This is a genomic window from Paenibacillus sp. YSY-4.3 (assembly GCF_054767475.1).
On sequence record NZ_BAABMC010000005.1, the window covers coordinates 273,055 to 291,369 of the forward strand.

At 47.9% G+C, this 18,315-nt stretch carries 20 protein-coding genes and 1 pseudogene; 10 read left to right on the plus strand and 11 right to left on the minus strand.

The features are described 5' to 3' along the window. Positions 1–80 precede the first annotated feature (80 nt). The 6 genes and pseudogenes from ACYUJT_RS18000 to ACYUJT_RS18025 form a co-directional block, all read left to right on the plus strand. A pseudogene (locus tag ACYUJT_RS18000) lies at positions 81–206 on the plus strand (DinB family protein); the annotation flags it as partial. A 188-nt stretch (positions 207–394) separates the two neighbouring features. Further along, on the plus strand, positions 395–715 hold the full coding sequence (locus ACYUJT_RS18005; RefSeq protein ID WP_460324687.1) for a PadR family transcriptional regulator: 321 nt from the start codon (positions 395–397) through the stop codon (positions 713–715). 72 nt (positions 716–787) lie between these two features. Next, entirely contained in the window at positions 788–1,129 is a 342-nt protein-coding gene (locus ACYUJT_RS18010; RefSeq protein ID WP_460324689.1) for a DUF1048 domain-containing protein, read from the plus strand. Positions 1,130–1,341: 212 nt separating this feature from the next. After that, a complete protein-coding gene (locus tag ACYUJT_RS18015; protein ID WP_460324691.1) occupies positions 1,342–2,103 on the plus strand; it encodes an ABC transporter ATP-binding protein in 762 nt (253 codons plus the stop codon). Further along, the gene (locus tag ACYUJT_RS18020; RefSeq protein ID WP_460324693.1) at positions 2,104–2,853 is read left to right on the plus strand and encodes an ABC transporter permease; all 750 of its coding nucleotides are present in this window, start codon (positions 2,104–2,106) and stop codon (positions 2,851–2,853) included. Positions 2,854–2,965: 112 nt separating this feature from the next. After that, positions 2,966–3,514: a dihydrofolate reductase family protein gene (locus tag ACYUJT_RS18025; RefSeq protein ID WP_460324695.1), complete on the plus strand. Its 549-nt coding sequence runs from the start codon at positions 2,966–2,968 to the stop codon at positions 3,512–3,514. Here ACYUJT_RS18025 and ACYUJT_RS18030 read toward each other — a convergent pair. From ACYUJT_RS18030 to ACYUJT_RS18080, 11 genes are all read right to left on the minus strand, one after another. Next, positions 3,499–3,666: a hypothetical protein gene (locus ACYUJT_RS18030; RefSeq protein WP_460324697.1), complete on the minus strand. Its 168-nt coding sequence runs from the start codon at positions 3,664–3,666 to the stop codon at positions 3,499–3,501. The two genes, ACYUJT_RS18025 and ACYUJT_RS18030, sit on opposite strands and share 16 nt — an antisense overlap. After that, positions 3,663–4,508, minus strand: coding sequence for an MBL fold metallo-hydrolase (locus ACYUJT_RS18035; RefSeq protein ID WP_460324699.1), 846 nt, complete (start codon positions 4,506–4,508; stop codon positions 3,663–3,665). The genes ACYUJT_RS18030 and ACYUJT_RS18035 overlap by 4 nt, the downstream gene beginning before the upstream one ends. A 198-nt stretch (positions 4,509–4,706) precedes the next feature. Then, positions 4,707–5,630, minus strand: a complete 924-nt coding sequence (locus tag ACYUJT_RS18040) for an AEC family transporter (protein ID WP_460324701.1) — start codon at positions 5,628–5,630, stop codon at positions 4,707–4,709. Positions 5,631–5,864: 234 nt separating this feature from the next. Continuing rightward, positions 5,865–6,101 carry a hypothetical protein gene (locus ACYUJT_RS18045; RefSeq protein ID WP_460324703.1) on the minus strand — a complete coding sequence of 79 codons (237 nt, stop codon included), beginning with the start codon at positions 6,099–6,101 and terminating at the stop codon, positions 5,865–5,867. Between the two features lie 268 nt (positions 6,102–6,369). Then, a complete protein-coding gene (locus ACYUJT_RS18050) occupies positions 6,370–6,792 on the minus strand; it encodes a Na+/H+ antiporter subunit G (RefSeq protein ID WP_460324705.1) in 423 nt (140 codons plus the stop codon). Continuing rightward, complete coding sequence (locus tag ACYUJT_RS18055; RefSeq protein WP_460324707.1) at positions 6,770–7,054, minus strand: Na(+)/H(+) antiporter subunit F1; 285 nt, start codon at positions 7,052–7,054, stop codon at positions 6,770–6,772. The genes ACYUJT_RS18050 and ACYUJT_RS18055 overlap by 23 nt, the downstream gene beginning before the upstream one ends. Beyond that, positions 7,054–7,536 (minus strand): Na+/H+ antiporter subunit E, encoded by a 483-nt coding sequence (locus ACYUJT_RS18060; RefSeq protein ID WP_460324709.1) that lies wholly within the window; start codon positions 7,534–7,536, stop codon positions 7,054–7,056. Before ACYUJT_RS18060 ends, ACYUJT_RS18055 begins: the two co-directional genes overlap by 1 nt. A gap of 41 nt (positions 7,537–7,577) precedes the next feature. Next, the gene (locus ACYUJT_RS18065) at positions 7,578–9,056 is read right to left on the minus strand and encodes a Na+/H+ antiporter subunit D (RefSeq protein WP_460324711.1); all 1,479 of its coding nucleotides are present in this window, start codon (positions 9,054–9,056) and stop codon (positions 7,578–7,580) included. Then, a complete protein-coding gene (locus ACYUJT_RS18070; protein WP_460324713.1) occupies positions 9,049–9,387 on the minus strand; it encodes a Na(+)/H(+) antiporter subunit C in 339 nt (112 codons plus the stop codon). The genes ACYUJT_RS18065 and ACYUJT_RS18070 overlap by 8 nt, the downstream gene beginning before the upstream one ends. Positions 9,388–9,391: 4 nt before the next feature. Then, on the minus strand, positions 9,392–9,814 hold the full coding sequence (locus ACYUJT_RS18075; protein WP_460324715.1) for a Na(+)/H(+) antiporter subunit B: 423 nt from the start codon (positions 9,812–9,814) through the stop codon (positions 9,392–9,394). Then, positions 9,801–12,203 (minus strand): Na+/H+ antiporter subunit A, encoded by a 2,403-nt coding sequence (locus ACYUJT_RS18080; RefSeq protein ID WP_460324717.1) that lies wholly within the window; start codon positions 12,201–12,203, stop codon positions 9,801–9,803. The genes ACYUJT_RS18075 and ACYUJT_RS18080 overlap by 14 nt, the downstream gene beginning before the upstream one ends. A 398-nt stretch (positions 12,204–12,601) precedes the next feature. On the opposite strand from ACYUJT_RS18080, the gene ACYUJT_RS18085 reads away from it, so the two are divergent. From ACYUJT_RS18085 to ACYUJT_RS18100, 4 genes are all read left to right on the plus strand, one after another. Then, the gene (locus ACYUJT_RS18085; protein ID WP_460324719.1) at positions 12,602–13,300 is read left to right on the plus strand and encodes a universal stress protein; all 699 of its coding nucleotides are present in this window, start codon (positions 12,602–12,604) and stop codon (positions 13,298–13,300) included. 304 nt (positions 13,301–13,604) lie between these two features. After that, positions 13,605–15,059 carry a polysaccharide deacetylase family protein gene (locus ACYUJT_RS18090; protein ID WP_460324721.1) on the plus strand — a complete coding sequence of 485 codons (1,455 nt, stop codon included), beginning with the start codon at positions 13,605–13,607 and terminating at the stop codon, positions 15,057–15,059. Positions 15,060–15,095: 36 nt separating this feature from the next. Beyond that, positions 15,096–16,409 (plus strand): nucleotide sugar dehydrogenase, encoded by a 1,314-nt coding sequence (locus ACYUJT_RS18095; protein WP_460324723.1) that lies wholly within the window; start codon positions 15,096–15,098, stop codon positions 16,407–16,409. 30 nt (positions 16,410–16,439) lie between these two features. Continuing rightward, positions 16,440–18,311 carry a glycosyltransferase family 2 protein gene (locus tag ACYUJT_RS18100; protein WP_460324725.1) on the plus strand — a complete coding sequence of 624 codons (1,872 nt, stop codon included), beginning with the start codon at positions 16,440–16,442 and terminating at the stop codon, positions 18,309–18,311. The last annotated feature ends 4 nt before the right edge of the window (positions 18,312–18,315 follow it).

The following is an 18,315-nucleotide window of genomic DNA, read 5'->3' on the forward strand; positions in this document are numbered from 1 at the left end:
CGGCAATGGCGAAAGGATCTCCGAGACTGTAGTACTGCAAATACCGTGTCGTGCACCTGGACACTCTTTGCGGCTTCGGCGTCCGGGACATCCTGTCACAAGTCCTCTTGCATGGGCAATATCACCGGGGACAGATCAACCGGGCACTTCGGATCGATTCAGCAGAGCCTGCCCAAGTCGATTACATCACGTTCACGAGGCTCTAACAGGGTCTAATTTACTTTTATTCATTCTTCGTTGCAAAAATAGTTGACATCCGCACTAATAAGTACTACATTATAGGTGTAATAAGTACTACTGAATAGCGTGGTTGCCAAAAGCTATTCAGTAAAAATTTACTACTGTACTATGTTATACAGAATATAAGTCATACAGAATAGAGGTTGCTCAGATCATGGAAAATTTAACTGAAATGCTGAAGGGTGTACTGGAAGGCTGCGTGTTGGAAATCATCAGTCGCCATGAAACCTATGGCTACGAAATTACCCGCCGACTAAACGAGCTTGGATTTACCGAAGTCGTGGAAGGGACGGTCTACACCATTCTCGTGCGATTAGAAAAGAAAAACCTGGTGAACATTGAAAAGAAACCGTCAGACATGGGACCTCCCCGCAAGTTTTACTCACTTAATGAGGCTGGAGGTGAGGAACTTGAGCTGTTTTGGAAAAAGTGGGATTTTGTATCATCAAAAATCAATGTCTTAAAATCAAACTAACTTCATAAGATAATCCGTCCGTTTTCTTTGGAGTGTCTTGTGTAGCTTATAAATAAGGAGGAAAAAAATAACATGATGGAAATGTTCAAAAAATTGATGGGTGATAAAAAAGAGTACAAGATGATGATGGCACGGGTTGAAGCCTTGCCAGAGGACTACCAATTTGTATTTAAGAAAATTCAAAACTACATGTGGAATTTCGCGTCGGGTAATGGGATGGATATGCTGCACATGCAGTATGAATTAATCGAGTTGTTCGAAACCGGTGCGGCGGATGGCAGACAAGTGCTGGAGATCACGGGTGACGACGTGGCGTCCTTTGCCGACGAACTAGTCGCAAACGCTAAAACCTATGTCGCCAAGTATCGTGAAGATTTGAATCAGAGTATTAAGGATAAATTTGGAAAACAATAAATTCAATAAATAATACCAACTGATTAGCTAGTGACAAACGATGAACTTCCGTCTTCGCTATTCAGTTATATTTTTACCCCAGTAGTAAGTAATACAGATTATCTGTCATACTAAGTAGATAACTATAGGTAATCTTACTAAGTAAGCGCTAAATCGTAATTTCGGATTTCTAAGAGGCCCTGCTGTGCTATTTATAAGGAGGAGAAAATAAGATGAGCCATGTAGCGATTTCTGTAAAGGGGTTAAAAAAATCCTATCAAGACAAGGAAGTCTTAAAGGGAGTGGATTTTGAGGTGCGGCGTGGGGAGATTTTCGCACTGCTGGGTTCCAATGGAGCGGGCAAGACGACGATGGTCAACATCCTCTCGACGCTAATGAAGCCTGATGGCGGCGAAGTAGGTATTTGCGGCTTTGACGTCCAGCGTCAACCGGATCATGTTCGCCAGAGCATCAGCCTTACAGGGCAGTTCGCAGCTTTGGATGGCATGCTCACTGGGCGGGAAAACCTGACCATGATTGCCAAGTTGCGTGGTGTTTCCAATCCCGCTCAAGTCGCCGATAATCTGCTTGCAAGATTCAGCCTGACCGATGCGGCGGGCCGTCGGGCAGACCAGTATTCCGGTGGGATGAAACGCCGGCTCGATATCGCCATGAGCCTGCTTGGGGCGCCAGCCGTCATTTTTCTCGACGAACCGACGACAGGGCTTGACCCCGAAGCTCGGATTGAAGTCTGGGATACCATCAAGGAACTTGCCAGCAACGGCACGACCATCTTGCTAACGACCCAGTACCTGGAGGAAGCCGAACAACTGGCGGACCGTATAGCCATTCTGCATGGCGGCAAAATCATCACGACCGGTACCCTTACTGAACTCAAGGAGATGTTCCCGCCAGCGAAAGTAGAGTATATCGAGAAGCAGCCGACATTGGAAGAAATTTTCCTTGCGATGATCGGTAAAAAGGAGGAGATATAAATGAAAAATAAAACAGGGGTGTTACTAGGGCGTTTAATGCGCAATATCATGCGCAGCCCGGATACGATAATCACGGTGGCAATTACACCGATCATGATGATGCTGCTGTTTGTCTACGTATTTGGCGGTGCCATAGAGACAGGTACGGACAACTATGTCAATTATTTGTTACCGGGAATATTGCTGATGGCTATCGCATCCGGCGTCGCTTACACTTCCCTACGGCTGTTTACGGATGTAAAAAGCGGGCTGATGGCGCGTTTCATTACGATGCCGATCAAGCGATCGTCGGTATTGTGGGCACACGTAATGACCTCACTGGTTTCCAACGCACTAACTGTCCTGGTGGTAATCCTCGTTGCACTCTTGATGGGCTTTCGTTCCGGCGCTGATATTTTGGATTGGCTCGCGGTTGCGGGGATACTCGGGCTGTTTACGCTGGCGCTGACATGGCTGGCGGTCATTCCCGGATTGACAGCGAAAACTATGGAAGGCGCGACGGCCTACTCGTATCCACTGGTTTTCCTGCCGTTTATCAGTTCGGCCTTTGTCCCCACCGAAACCATGCCTACAATTGTCCGTGCTTTTGCTGAGAACCAACCCGTGACTTCAATCGTGAATACGATCCGTGCTCTCTTGTTTGGAGGGTCTGCTAACCATGATATCTGGATCGCTCTAGCCTGGTGTGCCGGCATTATGGTCATCGCTTACATCTTCGCCAGTAAACAATTTAAACGCCAGTTAGGGTAAGTACACCATTTTGGATACAAGTGAAAGGAGAATAGAAAGTAATTTAAAGGAAAATTTGAGAGTTTTATCGAATATATTTTGAATGTTCTTTTTTAAAGGGAGGGATTTCTGAATGGCAAAATTGATATATCATGTTGCAGTTACACTTGACAATTTTATTGCAGATTCGAATGGAGTATCTGACGAATCTATATTTTTAAACGAGGGTGACCATGTTACAGATTTCATATCCGATACTCAGCAATATGATGCGGTATTAATGGGGGGGAAGACCTATGAATACGGTTTTCAATTCGGTCTTAAACCCGGTGAGCCTAGCCCTTTTAAGTTGAAGCATTATATTTTCTCAAACACAATGCAGTTTGAATCAAACGATGAAGTGAAATTAATTAAAAATAACGCGGTAGGCTTTATACAAGATCTCAAAATGAAGGAAGATGGAAAGCTTTGGCTCTGTGGGGGCGGTCAATTGGCGGGGTCATTAATTCAACATAAACTTATTGATCAATTAGTTTTAAAAGTTAATCCTGTAATGATTGGCACGGGGATACCACTATTTGGCGGTGTTAAACCTCGTTTGAATTTGGAATTAGTTGATATGAAACAATATTCGAACGGAGTTCTTAGGTCAACTTATAATATCATTTATCCTTCTAGATAATTGCCCAGACGAGATATGCTGATTTGGGCTCCAACCTTTGGCAGCATGTCGTGGTAAGCATAGGACGTGTACTGAAATCCATGGTCGCTGTGAACGACCAGTCCAGTCACGTCTTTTTGCTTGGCAAAGGCTTTGGCGAAGTTCTCTTTCAATTTACATACTTTCCGTACTCAGGTACAGCAATCTGATCAAATTCGTTAACAAGTTTCTCCAGGCTTGTTGTCAGCACCTCACCTGACATTGGCAACCCATGTCCAGTAACAGCAACTGCGGGCTTCAGCACAGCTAGTTTAACAACCGAATCCTTGGCAGCCTTCCAATCTGTTGTAAGATAACGAGGAGGACCGCTAATTTCCTGTTCCTGTGTGAACACTTTATACAGATATTCCTGTTTCACTGTAACGAAAGCATCTCCAGCTATTAACGCCCGGTCTTTCTCTCTAAATAACGAAATATGGCCAGGAGCATGTCCTGGTGTATGGATCCACCTAAACCCAGGCATATGGGGGACCGTTCCATCAGATGGCAACGTATGTACGTTACTTCCTAAGTTTATCGGCTCATTAGGGAACATAGGAGACATTTTTGCCACCATACCGCCTTCAACGGTTGGATCTGGTTCCGGGTAGCTTTTCTGGCCTGTTAGGAATGGGAGTTCCATTGGATGGGCATAGACTGGAACAGCCCAATGCTTGACCAGTTCTACTACAGCCCCGACATGATCAAAATGGCCATGGGTCAAAATGATCGCTTTCGGCCGGCTGTTTACGCCAAATCTTTTTTCGACGACAGAAATGATCTCATTAGCTGATTCCGGCATTCCTGCATCTACTAACACAAAATCCTCGGATTCCGAATGTCCCACTAGACAGATGTTGACAATCTGGACTGTGTAACAAAATAGATCGGGCAGTACCTCAATTCCTACACCACTTCCTAACGAAGTTGTTGGAATAAATTTGTAGTCATCTCCGTATTCCATTTCTTGAGTCATTTTTATCAGCCCCTCTATAAATACTAAATGTTCAAATGTATTATGTGCTAAAGCACAAGTATCTCATCCATGCATATCCATGTCCTTGTTACCGGCACGGCAGTCAAGGTTTTCACTGGTATGGTTCATCGGATGGCGAGAATAAAAAAAGAGCTGTTTCGAACAGCTCCAATTTAATTTAATATGCTTCGTGATGAATTAACCTACGAATTTAGATAGCGAGATCAGTGCAGTTATGGTTATGACGTTCAGAAGCGTTGAAATAAGCACGGTCTGGGAAGCGAAGTCGGGCTCATTATTATATTCTTCAGCGAGAATCGTACTGTTAACGCCTGTTGGCATGCCAGAGGCGATAAGCAGCGCTTGAGCCGGAATGCCTTTGAGGCCGAGCACGAGAATAAGGAGCAGCCCGATTGCCGGGCCGACCAGCAGCCTTAAGAAGGCGCTGATGTAAACATCTGCCCGGTCAAGGCGGAGCGGATATTGAATAATTTGCGCTCCCAGGGTCAACAGAGCAATGCTGACCATAGAATCCGCGATATAGCCCAGCGGCTTTGCTGCGAAATCCGGCAGCGGCCAGCGGAAGACGTGAAAAACAAGGCCAAGCACGAGCGCGTATGGAACCGGCATTTTTAGAAATCCGATTAACGACGCTTTTAATGTTCCTCCCGATTTAGCCCGTTGAACCGAGATGACGCCATAGGTAAAGGTGACGAGGCTCTGAAAGGTCATGACCAGCGCCTGAATCGAAGTGGCGAGCGGATCGCCCTTGAATGCAAGCTGATTGATAGGAAGTCCGTAGTTGCCCGAGTTGTCCAGAATGAGGCTATTCGTGAAGGCTGCTTTCATGCTCGGCGTGAATCCCCTCCGCCAGCTGACAATAGAGCTGACGACATACTGAAGCGCAATATATAAAATATAGAACAAGGTGACGCTTCCCAATAAGAGTGGAGACATTTCCGAATTGTACATGCTCAAGAACACAACAGCTGGGGTAATATAATAGAAATTAAGCTTTGCCAAGGTATATAAATTTAGCTGAAAAACACGGTGCATCAGCGCCCCAAGTCCAATCAGCACAAAGATGGGCAGGACCACATCCACCACGATTTCTATAATCATCTTGTTGTCCAACTTCCTTCTGAATAGTGAAATCTGAATGAGTAAGCAGTGTTATTATACCATGTTTGCGGAGTTAAATTGCTAATTTCAGATGACATACGAAAGCCTCGCCGTAAGGCGAGGCTCTTCTAAGGGCATGTCATTTGTTCTTTATGCTTTCTATATCAGCTTCCAGTTTAAGCTGGCGGCGATTAATAATATCAATGCTGTATTCATGGGTGTTGAGCTGGTTGGTCACTTTTCTCTCAAAAGATTTTTGGGACAAACAAGGCGCTTGGTAATTTCCAGTGTCTCCAGAACAGCTTGTCTAATTAACGGAATATCTGCGGTGTTCGCTTTGATCTCCTTCAGTTCGGCCTCGAAACTAATTTGCCTAGATTCCAGCGCCTCTTGCCTGCCTTCCAAATTGCCCATGCGATTGTTCAGTGATTTGAGCTCATCGAGAATTTGCGTTAGGATTTGATCGCTCATATAGATGCATCCCTCCCTTTTTTGAAAACGTGAATAAGGTAATGCTTATATATTGATTCGCTTCTAGTTGTCCATAATTCAGGTAATAAGGCATGATAGCGCCAACGATATCTGCCGTTGATTAAGTATAACCTAATGGGTAGTAGGCCGCAATTGAAATGTAAAATATGTCGATTTAAGGAATTAATCCAAATCTGGTTATGAATGAAACGAAAAAGGCCGGGAAGGGGATCGATTGAATTCCCTTGCCCGGCCTTTCAAATTCCAACTAATTTACAGTGCTGCCTTGCGGCTGTTCTAGCCCTTGCTCATGTTCTTTATCCTGTTTCTTCTTCTGACTGCTTCCTTGCAGGACAGGCTTTAATTCATCTTCGACCGTCGAATCCGCCAGCTTGACGTTGGAGCGATAGGCCGCCCGGATAATAAGGTGGCCGGATACGGGGGCTGTTATGAATACGAATAGTATACCTAGGATAACCCTTACGCTGATGTAAGCATCGCTGAACCATATATACAGGAAGGTTCCGATAAGGGTTAATAGAACGGCAAGCGTAGAACTTTTAGTGGCTGCGTGCGCCCGCGTATACACATCCGGAAAACGAATAATACCGATGGCGCTGATCACGCTAATAATGCTGCCGATCAGGATTAAGGCGACTCCAACGAATTCACCCACTGCGTTTACGTTCAATAATAACACCTCTCTCGATAAATCTGGAGAGCGAAATCGTACTGATGAAAGCCAGTAAGCCCAAGACGAGTATAACCTCCAAATAGGCTTTAGTTCTCAGCAGTATAGATACCGCGGCGATTCCGGAGATCAGGTTGACGCCGATCATGTCCATCGCGATAACGCGATCGGGCAGGGATGGCCCCCTAATAATGCGATACAGGGAAATGGCAATCGCTACGCCGAACAGGCTTAGGGAAACCCCTAGCATAATATTGATCATTATCGAGTCACCTCCATGATTGCTTTTTCAAATCGGCCTAAAGAACGGATTAGATCCTTCTTGTAACGTTCAATGTCGAGGGCATGGATATAAAATGTATCTCCTTCGGGAGAAACTTCCATAACCACTGAACCCGGAGTGAGTGTGAGCAGCAGCGCCAGTGTGGTTACTTCCCAATCGCTTTTCAGGGCGGTTTGATAAGTAAATATACCAGGCTTGATATCTATTTTCGGACTGATAATATGCTTCATAACGACAAAGGCCGACATGAACAGCTCGGAAATGAAGATCAGGATGAGCTTAACGACCCGGTAGAACCGATGCAAATAAAATTGTTTCCCGAAGAAGCGCTGCATAACGAAAATGATTGCGACCCCGACCAGGAAGCCGGCAAAAAACGTCGTAAATCTCAGCTCGTCTTCATCATTGAGAACCATCCATAGAAAGGCAATAAATAAATTCAGCAGAAACTGAGCAGGCACTTTACATCCCCCCTTTTTTCATATCGTGCATTCTAATTTCATTATTTGCTTAGGACCGCATCAATATAGATGTAGGGATTCGTTAAAGTTGCCGCTGCGTCAGCGATGTAAGGCGAAATATATTCCGCTCCGAACCCAAGAGCGATAGAGGCAGCCGTTAGCAGAGCGCAAGGGATGATCCAGCCATTGCTTAGAGGAGCCACATCTTCCTCGCTTGTCGTGGATTCTCCCCAGAAGCAGTTTAGGAAAATACGCAGCAGGGAATATAGCACGAATATGCTGGAGATCAGGGAAAGGGCGAGCAGGATATACGCACCGCTCTCAATCGCCCCTTGACCGATAAGGATTTTCCCCATAAACCCGCTTAGTGGCGGAATGCCGGCAAGGGCCAGCATAATGATGAAAAACGACCAGCCTAATATCGGATAGTGGCGAATCAATCCGCTCATCCGGTCGATCATCGTCGTACCGGTAAGAGCCACCATGGAACCAGCGATGAGGAACAAGGCTGCTTTGACAAGCATGTCATGAACCAGGTAATAAATAGATCCTTCGATAGCTGCCGGAGTAGCGACGGCTAGACCGACCAGGATAAAGCCTACTGCGATGACTACGTTAAAGGATACGATTTGGCGGATATCCCGATATGCAATCGCCCCGAAGGAGCCCCCGATCAGCGTAATGCCGGCCATGATGCCAATGATCGTATGCGTGATTGAAGGCTCATGATAGAAGAGCAAGGTGAACATACGAAACATGGCGTAGATGCCGACCTTCGTCAGGAGCCCCCCGAATAAGGCCGCTACAGCCGTCGGCGGCACGCTGTATGAGCCAGGCAGCCAGAAATAGAGCAGCAGGCCTGCCTTTAAGCCGAACACAAGCAAGAACAAAATGCTGATAACGGTAAGCAGCGGAGTTTGTCCCGATTCGGCGATCCGTTCGGATAAATGAGCCATGTTCAACGTGCCAACCGTTCCGTACAGATAAGCGATGGCTACAAGAAAGAACCAGGAAGAGAGCACGTTAATCGTTACGTATTTAATGGATTCTTTCAATTGGGGCTTCGTGCCCCCAAGCGTAATGAGCGCATAAGAAGCTAATAGCATGACTTCGAAGCACACATATAGGTTGAACAAATCCCCGGTCAGGAAAGAGCCGTTTACGCCTGCAACCATGAGCAGGACAAACGGATAGAAGAACATCCGCTCCCGCTGCTCCCCGATAGAGTAGAAGGCGTAAATCAAGCAAATGGCAGCAACGAGGCTTGTCGTTAGCACCAACAACAGGGAGAAGGAATCGCCGACAAATAGAATGCCGAACGGGGGCTGCCAATTCCCAAAGTCTAGGCGGATGATTCCCGTATTTTGAATCATGTTCAGAATATACAAGCTGATGCCCGTAACCGACAATACAGCAGCCAGACTAAGCCATCTTTGAATCTGAATTTGCGACCGGAAAAATACAAGCAGAATGCCGGCAAGTACCGGAATGACGACGGGGAGCACAAGGATATTATTCATTCACTATGCTCCTTAGCTCGTATAAATTATCGCTTCTACTTTCCTGGTACAACCGGTAAGCGAGTACGAGAAGAAAGGCGGTGACCGCAAAGCTGATTACAATGGAGGTCAGGATCAGAGCTTGCGGCAGAGCATCGGTAAAGGTAGTCGTTTCTTCACCGAGTACGGGCACACCGCCGGTCTTCAGCCCGCCCATCGTCATAATGAGTAAATGTACCGCATGCGTCAGCACAGACGTACCTAGAATAATTCGAATAACATTCCTGGAGAGGAACAAGTAAGTCGCAACCGACACCAGCACTCCCATCAGGATGATGATCAACGTTTCCATACACTTACACATCCTCGCTAATACTTAGAATAATCGTGACGACGACACCGACTACGCCAAGGGCTACGCCGAGCTCAAAGATCGTGACCGTAGCTAGGCCCGTTTTTCCGAATACAGGAAGATTGAAATAAGAATAAGCATGGCTCAAAAAAGGAATATCCAAGAACAAGGAAGCGGCTCCCGTCGCAACTGCAATGAAGGCGCCTAGGGCAGCGACTAATTTAAAGTCCAAAGGAATCCTTTTCATGATGGTTTCCGTATCGAAGGCGAGAAATAACAGCACCAGTGCGGAGGCGAGCACGAGCCCTCCAATAAAACCGCCGCCGGGGCTGTTATGCCCGGTTACGAACAGATAGACGGCCATCGTCAAAATGATGAATACTACGATCTTCGTAACGGTTTGTAGAATGACGTCATTGATCTTCAAGGTTCTGTTCCTCCTTCGTCGTTTTTAATTTAATGAGCGTGTATACGCTCAATCCGCCGATGAAGAGGACGATGACCTCAAGCATCGTATCAAACGCCCGGAAATCCCCAAGAATCGCATTGACGATATTTTTGCCGCCGGCCAACTCATACGCGTCTTCAAAGTAGCCGGAAATGGTATCGAACAGTTTGCCGCCCCTTACCGAGAGAGCAACCAATACGAATACGATGCCTACAGCTATCGAAATGGCCAGGTTGGTACGTTTCGTTCGGCGAGGCGCTTCCTCTTTTTTCCATTTAGGCAGAAAATAAAAGCAGAGCAGGAACAACGCCGTCGATACCGTTTCTACGACGAGCTGGGTCAGCGCCAAGTCAGGCGCACGGAACACGACGAAGAACAGGGCCATAGAATAACCAAGCGTTCCGTTAAGGAGCACGGCGTTGACGCGCGATTTAGCCAAAGGAATGGCAAGCGCAGCGGCGGCCATGACGAGAACCAGAACGAATTCATACACACTAATCGGAGCATCGCCTGTAAAGTCGAAGGCGTAGGCGCCCGTGAACAGCAGCGTACCTCCCACTGCAGCGATGAAGAACAGGAAAATATATATCGAATAGCTTCGCAAGTAGCCTGTCATATAGAAGGAGGTTATCCGGTTCGAGATTTTCTCCATTTGGATCAAGCTGTTGTTGTACAGGTTATCCAGCGTCCATTTCTCAGGCAGCAGGGAATAGATTCCTTTCCATCGCCGGATTGACAAGTATAGCAAGGTGCCGATCGCAATGACCCCGAGCGTCATCCATAAAGCGGGACTGAATCCATGCCAGGCTGAAATAGGTTCAATCATGCCCTCGAGCTCAAGGGAGGGGAGGATGCTGGCCATCGCCGGACGCAATAGATAGTCGCCCAGCACGTTTGGAAAGAAGAAGATCCCAACAACCAGAACCGCCAGAATGATCGGGGAAATCAACATGCCAGCCGAACCCTCATGGGCTTCATGGTCCAGCTTCTCCCGCTGATATGGCCCCAGGAACGTCTTGAAGACAATGATCATGCAGTATATAAAGGTGAACACGCTGGCAACCCAGGCGACGACAGGAAACAATAACTTCGATACATGCAGGGAGAATATCCCGGATTGGCTTACGCTGACTACGGCTTCAAAGAACATCTCCTTGCTCAGGAAGCCATTGAAAGGCGGCAAGCCAGCCATGGAAAAGCTGCCGATCAGCGCAATGGTGAAGGAAATGGGCATAAACGACATCAACCCGCCAAGGCGGCGAATGTCACGGGTGCCTGCCCCGTGGTTGACAATACCGATGACCATAAACAAAGCGCCTTTGAACGTGGAATGATTGACCAAATGGAACAGCGCTGCAAAGGTCGCTTGGGTATAAATCACGGTCTCCACGCCTGCCCCCATGGACAGCGCTGCCGAACCGATACCGAACAGGGTCATGATGAGACCGAGCTGGCTAATGGTCGAGTAGGCGAGCAGCGCTTTAAGATCCGTCTGGCGAACCGCGTTGAAGGAGCCCCAGAAAAGCGTGATGAGGCCAACGCTGCTGACAAGCCAGAACCAGGTTTCGTGGCTGCCGAAGATTGGCGTGAACCGGGCGACTAAATAAATGCCCGCTTTGACCATCGTTGCCGAGTGGAGGTATGCGCTCACCGGTGTGGGTGCTTCCATCGCGTCAGGCAGCCAAATATGGAACGGAAATTGGGCGGACTTCGTAAAAGCCCCGAGCAGCAGCAGCAGTAGTGCTGGAATAAATAGCATATGATTGTGATCGATGGTTGTGATAATGTCCCGGATGCTCATAGTGCCGGTCATCGAATAGATCATAATGAAGCTGGCCAGCATGGCGATACCGCCTGTAACTGTGGTTAGTAGAGCTTTTTTTGCACCGTATCGGGATCTCTTCCGGTGGTACCAGAAAGCGATCAAGAGGAACGACGAGATGCTCGTCAATTCCCAGAATGCATAGAACACCATCAAATTATCGGAGAAGACAACACCAAGCATGGCTCCCATAAACAAAAGAAGGTAAATATAGAAGTGGCCCAGCGATTCTTCTGCAGATAAATAATAAATGGAATAAATGATGACCAGGCTGCCGATCCCGGTAATCAATAGGCCGAAAATGATGCTCAGCCCGTCAAGATACGTGGTAAAATGGATGCCGTAGGAGGGAATCCACGCGATCGTGCTCAAGTAAGTCTCGCCCCCGGCCACCGACGGAATGTAGCGAGCCAGAGATACAAACAGGACAACCGGCACGATCAGGACGAACCAGCCGATATGTTTGCGTGAAACTTTGGCGTATAAGAATGGAACGAATATAGCGGCAAGAAAAGGGATCATTATGGCTAAGTTCACGGATAACAAAGTCTAACCTCCATTTTCATGATGATGATCTTCTTTATTTTGAGCAAAAAAGCAGCCTTATAAAGAAGGATTCCCGCAGGGCTTGACTCCTATGTCAATAAGCGGGATAATAGGAAACCATAAGTCTTGTGATCGCCTATGGCAAAAGAAGCGAGGACTTCGCTCAGGAAGTGAATTGGGAGTTCTGGAAAAGCAGCCGGCAGCTTTAAAGCAGGCTGTTCGAAACAACCAGTCGACGAATGGAGAATGTCGGCCAAACGATAAGGAAAAATTATAATAATAATCTAATTATACAATAAAGATAGTGCCGATGTACAACAAATACATTCCATGTATAAGATTTTCTTATAGAGAATTTGTAAATACTATGAAATCAATTAATGAGGTGAATTTTCGTCATGAAGAACGTAAAGGGTCGTATGGATGAGAGCATTCTCGTTTGCGTATATTACGGTCCAAATGGTGAGCGGTTGATCAGACGCGGCCATAAAATGGCGAGTATGTTGAATTGCCCGCTATATATCTTGACGGTGGATCCGCTCCCGTATGATGAGTTTGATGCCGAGAAATCGGGATACATCGAGCGCTGGAAGGAGCTGGCCGAGGAATGCGATGTTGAGGAGTTTATTCTCCTGGACAATGAAAAGAGGCCCACAGCCAAAATGATTGCGGAGGTTGCCCATAAATACAACGTCACGCAAATCATCATCGGACAAACCGCCCAGAACCGCTGGGAGGAGATCACGAAGGGCTCCTTCATCAACGTGCTTCTTCGCGAAATCACTTTCGTTGACCTTCATATCGTATCGCTGGATCGCACCATCAAAAGCGAGGACGAAATCGAGTATGAGGCTGGCGTCCGCGGTTATCTTCTGAAGGAAGGGGATAGTTATAGACTATGCTTCTCCTGCCAGAAGAACACTAGCTATGAAGGAATATTCTATAAAGAGATCGGTACGGATTTTAACAACGGCATGTTTAAATTTGTCTGCAGCGGCAGAACCTATCAGGTTCATGTCGCCGAAGACAAAGTGACCGAATCGATCGATGTGCCTTCCAATGTGAAGTATGAGCATAAGGCGCATGATTTAATCTAGAATTTTTAATATCAGTGAAATAAGCCCCAGTGCCTTGCAGGCACTGGGGCTGTTGTATTTTATGCTGGCTCCGGAAGGAGTCTTTTTTAATGGGGAAAATATCCTGAAATTGCTTCAATCTAATGATTCCTTCACGGATATTTAGTAGGTTATAATACCTATAAGTAATTACAAGTTACTTCCTCGTAATAGATAGACTGGGCAAAATTGTTTAGAAAATGTACAGAACGGCTTGATATATTATTGGACGATTCAGGAATTAAACAATCAACAATTCTATTATTTGGTAAAAAGGGGCTATAGCATGAAGAGCAATAACAGATTTAAGAGGGGACAAGCGTTGATTCGATTTACGGCTCTGTTCATGAGCCTGGTCTTATTGACCAGCTGCGGAATATTCGGTTCCGGCGGCGGCCCTGCCGATCCCGCGGAGAGCCAGGGGCAAGACCAGCAGACCATCGAACGCTATACGGGGGAGAAGAGCAGGCTAATATCCTCCGTTTATACAGCGAGGAAAGAGCTGAGCCTTACCTTTAACGGCATGGGGGATGCAGAGACGATGGAGCGGCTGCTGAACGAGCTGGACAAGTATGGCATCAAAGCGACGTTCTTTCTTCCGGGAATACGGGTAGCGGAGGAGCCGGATATTGCGAAAAACATTCTCGAACGCGGCCATGAAATCGAGAATAATACACTGAATCACCTGGATCTAACAAAATTGGATTATGAGCAAATCTATAAGGAAATCCAGCTGGCCAACGAGGTCATCGAGAAAGAGACGGGCGTTACGCCAAAATACATACGAACGAAATCAGGCGACTACTCCGACGATGTTCAGCTTGCAGCCGCGCAGCTGGGAATGGAGGCAGTCGTCAGCTACAACATCAACCCGAAGGATCGCGATATGAAGAACGCGAAGGAAATCGGCGATTATGTAGCCAGATACATGTCGAGGGGCGCGGTCATCTCGCTGAATACCGACATTAATCCCGAAGTCGTGCCGGCGATCGCTTTTATCGCTGGAGCAGCGAAGGAGATCGGCTATAACCTGATTACGCTGAACGAGCTGGCGAAGAACGGCGGGGTGCGCAAGCCGCTGGAGGAAATTCCCGGGTTTGATGCTGCGAAGCTGAAACCCGATTACAAAGGTACTCCTTATGAGCTCGTCTATAAGGCGAATACGAGGAAGAAGGAAATCGCCCTTACCTTCGACGATTGGGCGACAGACAAGACAGTTACGAGAATATTGGACATATTGGCCGAGCATGATGTCAAGGCAACGTTTTTCTTGCGGGCACAGGGTGTGGAGCAAAATCCGAATCTGGCGAGAGCTATGATTGAAGAGGGACACGACGTGGCCAACCATTCCTATGCCCATCAGATTGTGACTACGCTGACTCCGGAGGAACTGCAGGAAGATGTCGTCAAAGCCCATCAAGTGATTACGGAAGCGATCCAGCAGCAGCCGCTAATGCTGTACAGGCCGCCGACAGGCGTTGTAGACAATAAGACCGCGGAAATTATCGCGGCTACAGGTTATCCGCGAATTGCGATGTATGACGTGACTACGCTCGATTGGGATGTCAAGAATAGCGCGGATGATATCGTGAACGGTGTCTTGAGACAGACGGGGAACGGGAGCGTCATTCTGCTTCATATTCTTGACGGCATTCATACGGCAGAGGCGCTGCCGACCGTACTGGAACGATTGAAGAAGAAGGGCTACACCTTCGTGATGATGAAGGATTTGATTCAATAAAGAGGCGGAATATTTTGACGGACGGGGATGGAACAAATGGGATTATATGAAGATATCGTTGACCGGCGCGAAGGAATTGCCGTCATCGGCCTTGGGTATGTCGGCCTGCCGATTGCGGTCGCTTTTTCGAGAAAGACCAGAGTGGTCGGCTTTGACGTGAACCGGAAGAAAATAGAGGGTTATTTGGCGGGAATCGATGCGACGGGAGATGTGGGCAACGACGTCATTCAGACGTGCGGCGTGGAATTCACCTCCGACGAAGAGCGGCTCGAAGGTATTCGCTTCTTTCTCGTTGCTGTGCCGACTCCGATTCAAAGCGGAAATGTGCCGGACTTGAAGTATGTGCAGAGCGCCAGCCGGGTTGTCGGCAAGCAGCTAACCAAAGGGGCGGTCGTCGTATATGAATCTACGGTGTATCCCGGCGTGACGGAGGACGTATGTATTCCTATTCTCGAAGAGGAGTCGGGATTGCGGTGCGGAGAGGATTTCAAGGTGGGCTACTCGCCGGAGCGGATCAATCCGGGAGATAAGGTGCATCGCCTGGAAAACATCGTGAAAATCGTATCCGGCATCGACGATGAAGCGCGGGACGTGATCGCACAGGTATATGAGCTTGTGATTGAAGCTGGCGTATACCGTGCGGAAAGCATCAAGGTCGCCGAGGCAGCCAAGGTCATTGAGAATGCCCAGCGGGACATTAATATCGCGTTCATGAACGAGCTGTCGATGGTGTTCCACCGGATGGGCATCGATACGAAGTCCGTGCTGGAGGCGGCGGGGACAAAGTGGAATTTCTTGCATTTCACGCCGGGCTTGGTAGGCGGGCATTGCATCGGCATAGACCCCTATTATTTGACTTATAAAGCGGAGGACACCGGCTATCATTCGAAGATCATTCTGGCCGGGCGGCATATCAATGACAGCATGGGGGCCTACATTGCGGATAGCATAATCAAAATATTGGTCCGCAAGCAGCTCGATATCCGGAATACGAGAATTGGCCTGCTTGGCCTAGCTTTCAAGGAAAACTGCGCCGATATCCGGAACACGAAAGTTACGGACATTATTAATGAGCTGAAGGATTACGGGGTGACGACATTAGTTGCCGACCCGCTGGTAGATCCGCAGGAGGCTTACGAGGAATATGGCATCGAATTGTCGGATATGTCCTCGTTCCGGGACTTGAATGTCGTCATTGTTGCGGTTCCGCATACGCCTTTTGCTGAAATGGGGATCGAAGATTATAAGAAAATGTACAACGGCAACCAGACGAAAATTATGATTGACGTCAAAGGGATATACTCCAAAGCGGAATATGAACGCAGCGGTTTCTATTACTGGAGGTTGTAGTGTATACCAATATGATTGGGGACGCAGATAGTGATTAAAAGTAAGAAGAAAAATATAGAAGAAGTACTGACCGTGCCTAGAATAGACCGGCGAACCCTATCGCATGTGCCCGATCCCGAGAATATTCGGGGACGGCTCGACCGCAGGGGACTGCGTGGCGACGGCCTGGGACCGGATCCGGACGATAACGATCCGGATTCCCGCGAGAAGCTGCGGCTGCTCAGCCTTCGTTACATCGCAGATTTCGACGTTCTGCTAATTCCCGAAGGGGGAAAGAAGAAGTCGGGGATCCAGGCTCGGGCCGTCGATATATCGTCCACGGGTATTTTGCTGGAGATAAGTCCTGAAGCAAGCAAGTTCGAGGTGGGCGATCGCTATCAGCTTCGCTGCCATATCCCACCGGGAACGATGCCCGAGGGCTTTGAATCTTTGGTTAAGCTTGGCGCAGACATCATTCGTTTGTTTACACGGGAGACAGATGGGCAGGTCAAGCAGATGGTGGCCCTGCAATTCGTACAACCGTTGACTGAGTATTTCCAGAAGAAACGCTGGGGATATTCGATTTATACGGCAAGCGGATTGATGTTCGTCGCTGTCGCTGTCATTATGCTGATGCGCGTAGAGAGCGTCATTTATTTCAAATACAATTTCTTCCTGTATTTATACAGCTTGATTGCGGCTATCTTTTTACTGAGCCGGTATTTGTTTGGGGCATTTTACCGGGACGTGCCGGTCAATCCCGATTATACGCCGGGCGTAAGCATCATTATTCCGTGCTTCAATGAAGCAGAGTGGATTCACCGAACGATATTAAGCTGCATCAACCAGGATTATCCGGTGGATAAGCTGGAGGTCATCGTTGTCGATGACCGGTCTACCGATAATTCCGCTGAGGAAATCCGCAAGACGATAGAGATGGTTCATCAAGAAGCGGAGCGATACGCTACCAAGGAAAGATTGAAGATGGTCGTACTGCCGGAGAACGGGGGCAAGCGGGTTGCTTTAGTGAAGGGCGTGGAAATGGCCAAGCATGATCTCGTCGTCTTCGTGGATTCCGACAGCTTCCTGGAGCCCACGGCCATCAAGCATTTGGTGCAGCCGTTCCAGGATCCACGCATGGGCGGCGTCGCCGGGCGTACGGATGTTGAAAATAAATATACGAATTCGATCACGAAGCTGCAAACCGTGCGTTATTATATTGCGTTCCGCATTATGAAGGCGGCGGAATCGTATTTCGATAGCGTTACCTGCCTGTCTGGTCCGCTGTCCTGTTATCGCAAGGACCTTGTGCTGAAGCATTCCGAGGCGTGGTTGAACCAGAAGTTCCTGGGACAGCCGGCGACATTTGGCGATGACCGGAGCATGACGAATTTTATTTTAAAGACGCATCGTACCGGTTATCAGGATACCGCAATTTGCTCGACGATCGTGCCGTCGAAAATGAGTGTGTTCCTGAAGCAGCAAATGCGGTGGAAGCGTTCTTGGCTGCGCGAGTCGCTGCGGGCTTCCGGTTTTATTTGGCAGAAGGAGCCTTTTATGTCGCTCTTTTTCTACGTCGGGGTTATCGTGCCGATCGCTGCGCCGATCGTCGTGCTGTACAACCTCGTTTATGTCCCGCTGGCCTATCAGATTTTCCCGGGTACGTTTCTGATGGGACTGCTTCTGATGGGACTTCTGATGAGTCTGGCCCATTTATTGTTCCGCAAGAGCAGGCTGTGGGTATATGGACTGATATTCTGCTTATTTTACGAGGCAGTGCTGCTGTGGCAGATGCCAGTCGCCTGGGTGACGTTCTGGAAATCCACCTGGGGGACGAGGGAGACGCCGCAAGATATAGAAGCTAGAGAGAAAAAAGAAGCGCGAAGACAAAAAAATAAAAAAAGAATCGGATTGCCGTTCTAAAGCA

What these genes read in the sequence shown, in the direction of transcription:
- ACYUJT_RS18005 (WP_460324687.1), top strand. Translation starts at nt 395, where the DNA reads ATGGAAAATTTAACTGAAATGCTGAAGGGTGTACTGGAAGGCTGCGTG.
- ACYUJT_RS18010 (WP_460324689.1), top strand. Translation starts at nt 788, where the DNA reads ATGATGGAAATGTTCAAAAAATTGATGGGTGATAAAAAAGAGTACAAG.
- ACYUJT_RS18015 (WP_460324691.1), top strand. Translation starts at nt 1,342, where the DNA reads ATGAGCCATGTAGCGATTTCTGTAAAGGGGTTAAAAAAATCCTATCAA.
- ACYUJT_RS18020 (WP_460324693.1), top strand. Translation starts at nt 2,104, where the DNA reads ATGAAAAATAAAACAGGGGTGTTACTAGGGCGTTTAATGCGCAATATC.
- ACYUJT_RS18025 (WP_460324695.1), top strand. Translation starts at nt 2,966, where the DNA reads ATGGCAAAATTGATATATCATGTTGCAGTTACACTTGACAATTTTATT.
- ACYUJT_RS18035 (WP_460324699.1), bottom strand. Translation starts at nt 4,508, where the DNA reads ATGACTCAAGAAATGGAATACGGAGATGACTACAAATTTATTCCAACA.
- ACYUJT_RS18040 (WP_460324701.1), bottom strand. Translation starts at nt 5,630, where the DNA reads ATGATTATAGAAATCGTGGTGGATGTGGTCCTGCCCATCTTTGTGCTG.
- ACYUJT_RS18045 (WP_460324703.1), bottom strand. Translation starts at nt 6,101, where the DNA reads ATGAGCGATCAAATCCTAACGCAAATTCTCGATGAGCTCAAATCACTG.
- ACYUJT_RS18055 (WP_460324707.1), bottom strand. Translation starts at nt 7,054, where the DNA reads ATGATCAATATTATGCTAGGGGTTTCCCTAAGCCTGTTCGGCGTAGCG.
- ACYUJT_RS18065 (WP_460324711.1), bottom strand. Translation starts at nt 9,056, where the DNA reads ATGAATAATATCCTTGTGCTCCCCGTCGTCATTCCGGTACTTGCCGGC.
- ACYUJT_RS18070 (WP_460324713.1), bottom strand. Translation starts at nt 9,387, where the DNA reads ATGGAAACGTTGATCATCATCCTGATGGGAGTGCTGGTGTCGGTTGCG.
- ACYUJT_RS18085 (WP_460324719.1), top strand. Translation starts at nt 12,602, where the DNA reads ATGAAGAACGTAAAGGGTCGTATGGATGAGAGCATTCTCGTTTGCGTA.
- ACYUJT_RS18090 (WP_460324721.1), top strand. Translation starts at nt 13,605, where the DNA reads ATGAAGAGCAATAACAGATTTAAGAGGGGACAAGCGTTGATTCGATTT.
- ACYUJT_RS18095 (WP_460324723.1), top strand. Translation starts at nt 15,096, where the DNA reads ATGGGATTATATGAAGATATCGTTGACCGGCGCGAAGGAATTGCCGTC.